We start from the raw sequence: 13,614 nt of genomic DNA, 5'->3' as shown, positions 1-13,614 counted from the left end.
AAATTATTGCATCGGTTGTAAACTTAATTAGCGAAAGTCTACGTAGTTAACTAGTTGTACCATATATGGCTCAAAGATTTGGTAAAGGTTAGTAAGGGCACCATTAAAGTTACATATTAGGCACCACTAAATAGATTTAAAAAACGCCCGTAAGGGCGTTTTTTAGCAGGTTTAACTGATGGTGAACCCATCCGCCTCTTGCAAAAATGGGAAACGATTTCTCACATCTTTAAGCTCATTTAAATCAAGCTCAATGTTAAGTACCACTTCCTTATTCATAGCGTGCAATAATGTTTCGCCTAGCGGATCCACAACCATTGAGTCACCACTGTACGCAATGTCATTACCATCAACGCCAACACGGTTAACTGCAACCACAAAGCTCTGATTTTCAATTGCTCTTGCAGGGATCAGACTCTTCCACTGTAATGAACGCACTTTTGGCCAGTTTGCCACATAGAGTGCTAAATCATATTGGCAATCTAAATTTCTTGACCAAACGGGAAAGCGTAAGTCAAAACAAATAAACGGAGCAATCCGCCACTGTCCTAACTGAAAGATTACCTTCTCTGTACCCGCAGTGTAATGCTCATCTTCACCTGCAAATTTAAACAGATGACGCTTATCATAATGAGACACCGTACCTTGTGGGGTAACCCATAAAAAACGATTCACATGATCACTGCCTACTAGCATCATCATACTACCGCACACGACTGAGTTCTGTTTCTTCGCTAACTCTTTTAACCAAGCGACAGTGTCACCGTCCATCGTTTCAGCCAAACCAGCCGGTTTCATATCAAACCCTGTGGAAAACATCTCAGGTAATACAATCAAATCTCTACCAGATATTCCCTCTAGATGCTTTTCTATTGCTACTCTATTAACAGCCGCATCTTGCCACGCTAAATCTAGCTGTAGCATACTCAATTTTAATTTTTCGCTCATAATAAATACCCAATTAAGCGTCGTATAAATGTTCCATAAACACCTTGGCTGTGATCTCTTCACTGATTTCAGCAAGTGGATGTTGGTCGGCAGGAGCTTTAATCAAACCAGAAGCAACACAGTGATCTAGCAAGGTTTTCATTAGTTTATTATCAAGTTTAGGGCAACTTATACCTGTACCTTCTAATAATGCTTGAATGCTAGATGTATCGTACTTAGCCTGTTCAGACAAGTCATCATCATCTCCGATGAGGGCTAGTATATCTGTAAAACTAGAATGATATGGCTTACCATTTAATAACATACGATCTTCGTGCAATGCTTGAAAGTAGTCATCACAAGGTACATTACGTACTTCATAACCATATTCTCGCAGTAAGTCGACAATACCGTTATATGTTGGTGGGTGTGGATTCACTAAATTGAAAGTTTGGCCGCTTACAGTATTGATATTTTTAACCACTGCTAAACTGGCCTTCGCAACATAGTCCACAGGGGTAACATCAAAGTCATCTGTAGAATGAAAAGTGTAGCCCGTTTCCACCAAAGCTCTGACCATTTCATAATAGATCCCTTTGACAGTAGTACCTGTAAGTGGATAACGACCGTGTTCACTATCTCCCCAAATATTTCCAGGGCGTACAATCGCCATTTGCAGGCCTTGCTTAGCAAGATCGTTAAGTAGCACTTCACTTTCAAACTTAGTTTGCTCATAACCTAAGTCGTCAAAACACTGGCCATAATCTACTTTATCTTCTTTAAGCATAAAGCCTGGCTCATAAAGCTTATCGCCAATCACCGAAAAACTAGAGGTATATAAAAGCGGAATGTTCGCATCCATGCATAACTTAGCAATTCGCTCCGTGCCAACGACATTTTCCTCTCTCAATGCTGGATATTCAGCAATAAGAGAAAGCTTGGCTGCACAGTGAATAACAACTTTAGCTTGAGACACCAAAGTATCGTAATTATCACGACTTAGACCAAGTAACTCTTTTCCTAGATCCCCATATATAACACTGATACGTGAGACTTGATCTGCAACTTTTCCTTTTGGGTCATACAGATCGACCATAGCCAAAATTCTACTGCGAGCATTATCTAAATCTTGCTCACGAGACATACAATATATTTTGCCATCAGTACTTGCTAATAATTCTGTTAATATACATCCGCCTAGTACACCTGATGCACCAGTCAATAAGTAGTTATCCGGTAAAAACGCTGCGTTATTACTCATGTTAATTCCTTACAATTGTTCCATTTAAGTTTCACGTTTTACGCTACATAGACCCAACTCGCATGCCACCATCAATGGTGATCACGGCGGAATTGAGGTAATTTGTTTTACAAGTTGCCAAGAACTGTACAACTTCAGAGACATCATCCGCATGGCCAAATCGGCCGATTGGCACAATGCGACGCGCGAATTTTGCTTCTTCCGCATCAGGTATGCTTTCGGTTTCAAGAAACTGATCAAACATTTGAGTTTTACAGATCCCAGGGGCTACACATGTTACGCAGATATTCATTGGCCCTAACTCTTGTGCCCATGACTCAGATGCTTTTATCAAGCCAGCTTTAGATGCTGCATATGCAGTACTGCCACCAGAGCCCCAAATTCCAGCTACCGAACCTATATTAATGATACGGCCATACTTTTGCCTCACCATGGCTTGACTAAAGATAGTCGTGCAATTGAAAGCACCAGTTAAGTTCACGTCAAACGTCTGTTTTGCGGCTGCTAAGGATTCTTTTTTAAGGCAATAAACCTTATGTAAAATCCCCGCGTTATTAACGAGTACTGTAATAGCACTGTTTTCTATTTGTACTAACTGCTCATATACCGCTTCAACACTATCGGTATTCGTCACATCCATCACAAAAGTTAATAAGTGCGAGTTATTACCCAAGCTATGTTTTAAAGATGCTAACTTGTCTTCATTCAAATCAACCGCTGCTACCATATAATTTGACGCAAGTAAGGCGCGGCATATCGCCGCACCAAACCCACCAGCAGCACCAGTTACAACTGCTATTTGCTGTGTCATGTTTATCAAAGTCCTTTAGGGAAGGTGATATCGATGATTTGCTTTGCATTAACCATAGTCGGATAAATACGCTCTTCGAAGAACGCAACATCATCTTGATTAAGCATCAAGTTTGAATACATACGAGACAACGGTGAGAACTGAATGCCATAGCGCTTACTAATTTCTCGGATAATAATGTCACACATCTTAACTTTTGCTGTATAGCCTTCTGAACGGTCAACCAACTCATTTTGTGAGTGGAATACCATACCATTAGGCATGCCCTGAAGCACAAGAGGCATATCCGCTGCGTGTGCCGCTTTGACGAAGATATCAGCCATTTGTGACATCAACCCACCCATACGATCATAACAACCAGGATCTTTTTCAATTAAATCAAAGGTTGCTTTAATTGCCGCTAAGCCCATTGGGTAACCATTGAAAGTACCAGCATGGATCACTTTACCTTTAGCGTAATAGTCCATGATGTCTTTACGACCTACGATAGCTGAAATTGGCACAGCACCACCACCCAGCGCTTTACCCAATGTCGTAAGGTGAGGAGTTACACCGAGTAACTTTTGTGCACCACCTAAACCAAAACGAACGCCAGTGATTACTTCATCAAAAATCAATATTACGTTGTGCTTCTCACACGCTGCTTTTGCACGCTCTAGATAACCGTCTTTCGGTAAGATACCACCACCATTCATACAGATTGGTTCCATCAATACCGCTGCAATTTCATGACCATGCTGTTCCAATGTACGCTCTAATACCTCTGGATCATTCCAAGGTAGCATAAACGTCTGATCTTGCAATGTATTTGGGAAACGTCCTAAAGTATCTAACATATCTCCTTTAAACATTTCAGGTACAGGGAAGTCTAAACCATCAGCATTGAAACGACCCCCTACGACATTATCCGCATTACCGTTATAGTGGCCATGGAAACGGACAAAACGAGGCTTACCTGTGTAACCACGTGCTAAACGAATCGCATTTTGTACCGCTTCAGTACCACTCAAGCTAAAACGCACGCGTTCAGCAGAAGGTATATTGTCAATGAGCTTTTGACATACTTCGTGCTCAAGGTCAAAAGTGTCTACAGACGTAAGCTTCTGCATATTATCAATTAAGATCTGATTGTACTCTTCGTTGTTATGGCCGACAAACAAAGCACCAAATTTACAGAATAAATCAAGGTGTTCGTTACCATCCATATCCCAAACTCGCGAACCTTTTCCTTTAACAAACGGGACGATCAGCGCTCTTTCAGGATCCGCAAAGTTATAGTGCACGCCACCAGGAATAACATCCCATAACTTTTTAAAGTACTTTTTTGACTCTGTCAGATCTAATTTTTGATTTACTACTGTATTCATCTTCTTGTGTTCTCCTTGAAAAGAATTGTTCTGTATTTCTTCCTTATCACGTGGCACATCAGCATATTCACTGACCTGCTGCAGTCGAATAGGAAAAGTTCCGTCTTGGCATTGTTCTATACCTGAAACGAATAGGTTTTTTGCAATATTTACCCGAGTTAAATATGCAGCGCAGTTAAGTAGGTAATTTGCAATCCCCTCAACTGTACGCGCTGATGCAGCTTGTAAATGCGTGTCTTGTAACCAATCATTATTTGCACCCATTGCTGGGCCACACCAAATTTGATAATCAATACGTCGCCCTGCGTCGCCTGTTATTGCCCATTTAGATGACTGGCCTAAATACCACTGGAATACCAGCGCCATCTTGCGTTTTGGATCTTGCTCTGCGGAATCGGCTATACGCTGTAAATTGCGACTGGCAAAAAAGGCTTTAGTATCTTCCCATACCTGCAAAAGCGGTTTGTGAAACATCTGCTTTTCAAGTTGCAGTCTGTCCGCTTCAGGGATCTGTTCCAACGAATCATACCGCTTATATATTTGGTATAATTTTTGTGAACGTACGCCGTACATAGTGCCTTTTTTCAAAGTTTGTACTTGTGCGCCCAATTCAAACATATCTGCAGATGGTGAAGAAACCACATCAGCAGTCGTTGCATTAGTTAACATTTCACGCACGAGATCAGAAGTTCCTGACTCAACGCACGCTTGGTTAATAGATCCGGTAACAACATAGGCAGCACCCATTGCGTAGACAGCCGCGACAGACTCAGGGCAACCAATACCGCCAGCAGCACCTACACGCACAGGCTGTTTATAGCCGTGTTGCTCGCGCATGCGAGTTGCTAAACGTAACATTTGCGGGAATATACACGACAATGAACCATGGTCAGTGTGTCCACCAGAATCCGCTTCTACTGTGATATCATCTGCCATCGCGATTTTTTCGCTAAGTGTGGCTTCAGCCTCACTCAAATGACCACTAGCAACCAGTTTTGCAACCATCTTACTAGGGGCTGGCGCTAAGAACTTAGCGGCTACTTCTGGACGCGAAATCTTCGCTATCACTCGTTGGGCGGGGACAACTTGACCATTGATCAATTGCGCACCTTTCAAGCGAAAATAAACCAATGCAGGCGTTAAATTGATATAAGCCGCAGCTTCAACAACTTTGACTTCATTGTCCAGACACAACTGCACCACTTGCATCTCCCACTCTAGATCAGCGGGGTTATGCAACATGTTCATAGCAAATGTTTTCCCGCCCACAGCTTGCTTAATCTCTTGCAAGCTTTGCTCTATATGTGAAAGCGTTAAGCCACCAGCACCAAATGAACCAAGCATACCTGCATTTGCAAATGCTGCGACCATCTTTGCTGAGTGAATGCCATTGGCCATTGCGCCACCCATGTACGCATATTTCAAGCCATACGCTTTTCTAAATGATTCACTGCCCAAGGTATTTGGTGTAACAGCAGGAATGACACCGGCCACATCATTGATGGAGATCTGATCGCCCACTAATTGACTTAGCGGCATCAATGTCCGTGTTGATTCTTTTGACCACACAGCCAAAGGCAAGTCCAATGTGGCCAAATTGTCTTTGATTTGCGTTAACATCGTCATACTGTTTGCGCTCTCATTGTTAATATCGACTGTAAATTGCCCTCGTAACACACGTACATGTCGTCACATAAACCAATCACACGATCTTCATATAAAACTTCTACGACAGCTGTAATTTCCAACTGGGCTTGGTTATCAGGAAGCGCCATAACTTCTATCGCTTTAATCGTCATGCGATAAAACAAAGTTTCATTTTGGAACTTCACTTCACCTCGGAATTTTGCACCAGAGCTATGGCCTGACTTAGTCACCATTCTCACACCTGGTATTTGCGGCAGTTTCAAATAATACATATAGAAAGAAAACAGCTGCTGACACCCTTCAATAATGAAGGTACCAGGCACACATGGATCATTCTTAAAATGCGCTTTAAATACCCAATGTTCCGTAGAAATATCAATTTCGCCAAGTAATTGACCTAGCTGCCAAGCACCACCACGAGAGTTAAATTCAGACACTCTATCTAACATGCGATGACAAGGGCCATATAAAGCGACGGCACTGTTATCGTCATATCCACGACCAAAACACTGTGACAGTAAACCAGCATTCAAAGATTCAATCTGCTTACTATCAAAGCTCTGTTGCTGACTTAACTTGTTCACATCAATCGGGTTTTTTTGAGGTTTTGCGGTAAAAAAGACTCCTTTATTGTTCATGCTTTTGCCGCTTTGCTTTTGTAAGTCGGCTCGGAAGAAGAAACCAGAAGCCGCAGCTAACGTAAAGCAATGACGCTCAGTATCGTTAGGCCCTTTGGCAAAGCAGTCATATTCATAATCAATAAGTACGTTGTTACCCATCTTTTTAAAGGACGTTATGCGCACAACCCCTCGAATTACTTCGCCCGGCTTGGGGAACTCTCCATATATTGTTGTTTCGCTATTAACTGCGCGATATGAATGCTGGCCTTGAAACATCTCATCGCAGCCAATAAGTGTAAACGCGACTATCATTGCGTGTGATGATTCTAACGAGACAAACGACGGCACCTGATCCTTTACGACATACCAATCATCAGGCGTAATATCATACTCCCAATGCACTTCGCATGGCTTCAACTGGCCTCGCTGTGCAGTGCAAGCCGTAATACGTGATACAAACATGTAAGGCCAAGAAGGCATTCTAGTTCGCACTGGGTACTGATCAGCCGCCGCATAGTCTGACCCAAGTACATTAGCAATTGAGCCAACTGTGATTTCATGCAGCTGCTGCTCATTAAACAATGCACCCGCTGATCGGGTCGATATTGGAATATCTTTCGCCTCTGGTGCCAAGCGTCCATAGCGAGGATCAAGCAAGACAGAATGGACAGAACTGGTATTCACGGTTTTAGGTGTCGCATTTATAGCAGCAGGCGCCTCAATTGAGGTACTTTGTTGCGATAAACCCTCCTCCGAATTCAACAAAGCTGCAGTGACAGAGTAGTTTGCTCCCATTGCTTTCAAAAATGCACTGTGTGTTTTTGCATTCTGCGTAAGCGCGGCTAGAACTTTATGCTGTATCACTTGGGGGTGGTCGTTTATGCTGCGCGTTTTACTAGCCTGCACAGGTGCAGTATTGACAACACTTACCGTACTTGGAGTTACAGAAGCTTTGTTTATTTCTGGCACAACCGCATCTTTGTTTACCGCTTGCTCTATTACGCGCTCATCCACTTCTAGTGATGTCTGCAAAGACGTGCCTTTAGTTTGCAAAAAACGCTTACGGCAAGGTGAAAACTCAGCCATTGTTTCGTCATTAATCAAGGTTTCAGGAATTGTTTTTTCGCCAGCCACCCAAATCGTTTTAAACAGTCCTTTTGGTTTTTCATCTGACAAATTTGCATATAGGCTATATAAGCCTTTTTCTTCATATTTATCAGCTGCGCCGAGGATCATATGACTATATGTTCTATCTAGCCCTATCCCGCTGATCGCCGCATAACGCAGCTCATCACTGTGTTCGTGTTCGTGGCGTAGTATCAAACCAGTATGTTGCTGCGACACACGTTGTTGCTGCGCTAACTGTGGAATAGCTGGTAAGCGTCGACGATATACATTCAGTGCAGTACTAATCAAGCTGGTGATATATGAGGCACCATTTAAATGGCCGACATGCTGCTTAATATTAGACAATGTCACTGAATTAGACGCATTGCCATATACCGACAGTAGCCCGTGCTTTTCGGCAGTATCTTCTGCATCAATACCACTGGCGTGTACTTCCAGTAGCGCTACCTGATCAGCTTCAACCCCAGCAGCAGTCAAAGCCACTTTCGCTGCTTTTGCTATACTGTCAGCATCAGGTTCAAAGTGCGTACCATCATCGACCGATTGAGCAAAACTTAGTGATTCAATGGTCGCGTAAACACGGTCTTTATCTGTCACTTTATTTTTAGGCTTAAGAACGACAACGCCACCGCCTTCACCCAGCTTCCAGCCCTTACTCTCTAGGAGTGGTTTCCCTGGTTCTGTTACATTAATCGCAGAACGCTGATTAGCAAACAGCACACTTTCAGCACAACCACCAAAGCTGCCACCGCCCACAATAACCGCATCAACTTGACCGGCATCAAGCAGAAGCCTTGCAACATCAATCGCTTTTGTAATTGAGTTTTCATGGGACTGCAGCGTAAATGCTGGACCATTAAGTTTTAACAGCGCAGAGATCCGGCTCGAAACAATATTGCCAATTCCGCCTGTAACACCTTCAACCGTAGGTTCAGGGAATAGGGCATCTTTGGTCAATGTCTCTAAACGAATGAGTTCTTCATCCGTTAATTCGACATTCGCCTTTTCGAGACTATCGCGTAGCTGCCAGGCCATTTCGGTACGCGCTTGGTAACGTAAACCATTACAATCGTCATCACCAGCAACAATCACAGCAATATTACGAACTTGACCATCACGCGCAAAACCAGCATCTAAATAGGCGGCTTCAGCCATAGGCATCAAAGACAAGTGAGATAACAAATGCAACCCAGCAACATTTGGTGGAATTTTGTACCGCTGACAATCAAATACAAAGTTGTCTAAAAAGCCACCTGTAGGAAGTTCTTTTATACGATAGCGCTTCAAGAGTTCACTGCATTGTTCAATACCAGACCAACGTTTTTCCGGCAATTCGCGAAAGTTATGCGCCCCTTGCTCAATCAGCGCATCAAGATCTACCAACTCTTTTACTTGAGGTAGGCAAGCACTCAGTCCCACAATAGCTAACCCGTCTGGCGTCTCAATGGTTGTATCGTCAACACTAGGCTCAATAGCGTCTTCTGAGCAAATGACTAAATGGCCGTTAACACCACCAAAGCCAAATGCATTTACACCTGCGACTTTTCCTGCCCCTTGAGCTGGCCATTTTATCGAGTCGCGAACAACAGAGTTAATGGTTAAAATACCTGATTCGCTACCAACAAAATCTTCGATCTTTTGGGTCGCGGGTACTTTGTCGTGCTGCATAGATAACAGTACTTTAAAAATACTCACCATACTTGAAGCAGTCAGCGCATGACCAAAGTTTTGTTTATTAGCCCCTATTTTTGGTAAGCGCTCAGACCCAAAGAAACTTGCAATAGAGTTAAGTTCAACTTTATCACCAACCGGGGTGCCGGTTGCGTGACACTCTACATAATCTGGGAAGCGGCTTGATTGCGCATAAGCACGTGATAATGCCAACTGCTGACCATTACTATCAGGCACCAGCATGTGCTTAGCACCCGCATCGTTAGACAAGCCAATTGCATCAATCACACCATAAATTTTATCGCCATTGGCTTTTGCATCACTGTAACGCTTCAGCGCGAGTACACCGACCCCTTCACCCGCCTTTAAACCACCTGAACGTTTATCAAAAGGTAAAGACTCCTCACCTTTATTTGGAAACGCCTTTAGTACATTAAAGCCATGATTGATATAAATGTGATCAGCTTGGCAAGTTGCACCTGCTAGCATAATATCCGCTTCACCCGCCTGCAGGTGTTTACAAGCCAAACTTATCGAATAAATACCCGATGAACACGCGCCATCAATCGTATAAGTGGGGCCTTTCAAACCCAAAGCTTGCCCTGTTACGACTGCGTTATGGCTACCAATAAACAGGTTGTCCGTATGCCAATCATGGTCTTCCCAATATTTGCTAAACGCAAAATCTTCGCGACCAATTAAGGTTTGAATATGAGGCGTCAATATTTCATGGTACATCTCATTAGCTAACTGTTTCGCAGAGTGAGTAGGCATGTTAATGTTGCCGAGTACCAGTCCCGTGTTCTTCGCATCCGTTACGCCTGCATCTTTAAGTGCTTGCGCCGCCGCATGTAACGTCCATTGAAATACCTTATCAAACTGCTTGAGGGTTTGCTCCGCAACCCTAAAACCATCTAACGCAATATCAGGTTTTCGTACATAGCCATTTTTACTATATCCAATCTTATCGATTGTTCCCTTTTCTGGGTGCTTGTAAAGTGCGGGAGAAACCCCGAGCTCTTGCTCGGAAATTTCACTCGTTACATCTTTTCCCTGCTCAAAGACATTCCAGAGCTTTTCTGGATTGTCAGCTTCGGGGAAAATACACCCTAGGCCGACAATTGCTATTTTATCCTTCATGTTCACCTACACCCTTTAATAGCTCATTTTCTGATTTAGAAATTGATGCCAACTGTGTGTATTTAACTCCGACTAATCGATAAGCTAGCTCGCGACGCTGGTTGTACACCGAAATGTCAGACGTCAACGTTTGCTGATTACACGAAACAATATCTGTTGACACATAGAAGCGCTCATCAAAATTAATGTTACGGTGCTTTTCTATATGCTCTATACCCAAAGGCAAGCCAACTTTTTGTTTATAGTGGCGTAACCATAAGTAAGGTACCTGTACGAAGATATCCGCAATAAAGCCATTAAACTGTCGAACTTCGTTAAACTGACCATGCCCAACTTGCTGACTTGTCAATTGGCAATTCGCTAGGATCGTCTGCTCATCATGCTGAATAACTGTATCAATACCTTGTAATGCAGTACCGTGGAACAAGTAACCATTTACTCCATTATGGTAGATAGGAAATGGTAGAGTCTGTTCACTTTGTATTAGCGAGTCATCGAGTACGGCTTTGCTTGGTTCTGACTTAGCCACAAGTAATATGTCAGCTCTATAGTGCTTAAGTGCTTTACCCTCGACAACCGATGTTACTTCAAGGGTTAAATGAAGCTTACTGCCCTTTTCCTTATCCGCTTTAACTACACACTGATAGTCATCCCCTTGTTTGCCATCAAATACAATACCTTTGAGCACCGCAAAGTCATTAACCTCACTTAACGAAAAGCCTGGATAAAAATTAAGGCTCTGTTCTATCATCCAATGTAAGGCAAACATCGCTGGAAACACCACGTTTCCACCTACGCTATGACCTTTAAGACCCGGTGTCACTGACGATAATAAAGTTCTATTTACTTTTTGTGGGTCTGCATACTGCACAGATACGGGCTTCTTATCAGCGTGGTATTCTCGACCTCCGATAATGACTTGAGTTGTATTTAGATCTGGCTCATTTAGTTCGTTAACACATGCAGCAAACCCAGATGGCTTGTCAATAAGTACTAAATTACGGCTTTCGTATGCTTTTTTAAGTACATCATTGACCATCCCTCCATCCCAAGGGCCCCAATTAATAGAGCGTACTAGGCAATTCGGATATTGACGTTTGATAATGTCAGCAGAGCGAGATAACACTTCATTCGACATGGAGTAATCTGTTTGACCAGCATTACCAAAAAAGCCAGATACCGATGAAAACAGCAAGACGGTCTCTAATATGTTTTTATCAACCAATGATAAAATATTTTGCAACCCTACAATCTTGGTATCAAAAACAAGCGCAAAGTCTTCCAATGATTTACGTTCGATCTTTTTGTCAGCCAAATTACCTGCACCATGGATAACACCAGTGATTGCACCAAATTCTTTCTGCGCACGGTCGATAACAGCCTTTAATGTACCTTTATCTTGAACATCTGCTGAATAATACTGCGCTGGTGCGCCTATATTTGCCAACGTATCCAAAGTACTCTGAATTTCCTGTGTACCTTTCGTCGCTCGAATTAATGCATCGACTTTTGCCGGCGTCATAGGCTCGGCCTGCTCTTTAAGATGCGCAATGGCTTGCTTTTTCAATGTAGCGTCATCATTTGCACTTTGCGCCCACTTTGGTAAAGCTTTTAGCTCACTCCGCCCAAGCAATACAAACTTACAGCGATAACGCTTGGCAAATTCAATGACACACCCTGCCGTTATGCCTTTCGCACCGCCACTAACTAGCAGCACAGATTGCTCATTTAGTATTGGCTTGGCATTGAGTTGAGTCACTTCGCTTTGTTCAAGTACCAATTGGTAGCGCCGCTCTTTGGTTCGACCAACATGGCTGATAGTGCGATCTGAGTCGGTTAGCTCTTCAGCAAAAACGTCATTTGCCACTTTCTTGGTTAAGTTAGATTGCATGTCTAAATGGCGACAATAGACATCTGACCATTCATAGTTTAAAGACTTTGCTAAACCACTTAAGGCACTATTTAAAACACCACTTTTACTGTCTTTTGTGGTACCAAATTGACCATCATTTAAGCCAACAGTAAGAAAGAATGTTGGTACCTTCGCAGCTTCTGCATGCAGTTTAGGCTGAAGCACTTTTGCTAACATAAAGAGTGCCTTCAAACTAAATACCTGAGATTGATCGTACAGGGATTCAAGTGACTCCTGCTTTAAAGGATCGGCCACATACAAAACCCCAGCAATCTTACGCTTGGTTTTTAACTCAACTTGTTCGACCAAATTCTGTATAGCTGCTTCTGTGCACTCCGTTAATGCAAAGTCACTTGTTGCATTAGTTTTCTTATTTCCAACCAATATGCCTACTGTGTTTTGCTTCAGCTGTTTAAAAGTATCGTCAAATAGCGTTAAACTTTTCTTCGTATTCGCTAATACCAACCATTGATGGTTTTGCTGAGGCAATAAATCAATTTGGTCTGGCTTTACAAGTACTTCAACTTTAGCAACATAACGGCCTACTGAACTGGGGGACGCTGCAGATTTACTCTGCAGCTGGGACTTTTTTACGGCACCCTCCTGTGTGTCTGTAGACACAAAAAATCCGATTTGTTGAGTTTTCTTTTTCACATCTGCATCTGCAACATAAACTTCCTCTGCATCATTCTCTACTGACGGCTTTGGTTCATCAGCAGGTGGTTCAGCAAGGGCACCATTATCAATCGCATGTAATACTTCTTGAATAGAATTATACGCAAACTCGGCAATGCGACGAATTGTATTAAGCGCGTCAAAGTTCACATCACCATCTAGATTGTCTTCATCCATACCATCGTCTGAATCTTTACCCCATAACTTTTCAAACAAGGCCGCAAAAATTTCGATACGCTTGATAGAGTCAATACCTAAATCAGATTCTAAATCCATATCAGAATCAATCATATCGGTAGGGTAACCCGTCTTATCACTAACGATTTCAACCAGCATGTTACTAATTTGATCTACATCAAGTGATTCAAAGTATGATCTTTGCTCGATATCAATAGCATCACCATCAAACGCCGGATTATCCGTTGACGGCTCTGCTGCTTGTGCTACTGGCGCTT

Annotated in this window: 6 protein-coding genes; all 6 read right to left on the bottom strand. The window is 42.7% G+C overall.

What is annotated here, in order from left to right; translation table 11 throughout:
* Window positions 1-171: 171 nt before the first annotated feature.
* Complete coding sequence (locus CWC18_RS13740) at window positions 172-948, bottom strand: amidohydrolase (protein WP_138593462.1); 777 nt, start codon at window positions 946-948, stop codon at window positions 172-174.
* A 13-nt stretch (window positions 949-961) separates the two neighbouring features.
* A complete protein-coding gene (locus CWC18_RS13735) occupies window positions 962-2,188 on the bottom strand; it encodes a thioester reductase domain-containing protein (protein ID WP_138593463.1) in 1,227 nt (408 codons plus the stop codon).
* Between the two features lie 43 nt (window positions 2,189-2,231).
* Window positions 2,232-2,999, bottom strand: a complete 768-nt coding sequence (locus CWC18_RS13730) for an SDR family NAD(P)-dependent oxidoreductase (protein WP_138593465.1) — start codon at window positions 2,997-2,999, stop codon at window positions 2,232-2,234.
* 5 nt (window positions 3,000-3,004) lie between these two features.
* Window positions 3,005-5,992 (bottom strand): PfaD family polyunsaturated fatty acid/polyketide biosynthesis protein, encoded by a 2,988-nt coding sequence (locus CWC18_RS13725; protein WP_138675480.1) that lies wholly within the window; start codon window positions 5,990-5,992, stop codon window positions 3,005-3,007.
* Complete coding sequence (locus CWC18_RS13720; RefSeq protein WP_138593469.1) at window positions 5,989-10,572, bottom strand: beta-ketoacyl synthase N-terminal-like domain-containing protein; 4,584 nt, start codon at window positions 10,570-10,572, stop codon at window positions 5,989-5,991. The genes CWC18_RS13725 and CWC18_RS13720 overlap by 4 nt, the downstream gene beginning before the upstream one ends.
* The coding region (locus tag CWC18_RS13715) for an SDR family NAD(P)-dependent oxidoreductase (RefSeq protein WP_138675479.1) at window positions 10,562-13,614 on the bottom strand (3,053 nt) is incomplete at its 5' end. The genes CWC18_RS13720 and CWC18_RS13715, both read right to left, overlap by 11 nt.

This window comes from Pseudoalteromonas aurantia (genome assembly GCF_005886875.1).
Taxonomy (GTDB): domain Bacteria; phylum Pseudomonadota; class Gammaproteobacteria; order Enterobacterales; family Alteromonadaceae; genus Pseudoalteromonas; species Pseudoalteromonas aurantia_A.
Note: the sequence above shows the minus strand (reverse complement) of the source record. Positions and strands in the feature narration are given on the sequence as shown.

What these genes read in the sequence shown, in the direction of transcription:
- CWC18_RS13735 (WP_138593463.1), bottom strand. Translation starts at nt 2,188, where the DNA reads ATGAGTAATAACGCAGCGTTTTTACCGGATAACTACTTATTGACTGGT.
- CWC18_RS13730 (WP_138593465.1), bottom strand. Translation starts at nt 2,999, where the DNA reads ATGACACAGCAAATAGCAGTTGTAACTGGTGCTGCTGGTGGGTTTGGT.
- CWC18_RS13725 (WP_138675480.1), bottom strand. Translation starts at nt 5,992, where the DNA reads ATGACGATGTTAACGCAAATCAAAGACAATTTGGCCACATTGGACTTG.
- CWC18_RS13740 (WP_138593462.1), bottom strand. Translation starts at nt 948, where the DNA reads ATGAGCGAAAAATTAAAATTGAGTATGCTACAGCTAGATTTAGCGTGG.
- CWC18_RS13720 (WP_138593469.1), bottom strand. Translation starts at nt 10,572, where the DNA reads ATGAAGGATAAAATAGCAATTGTCGGCCTAGGGTGTATTTTCCCCGAA.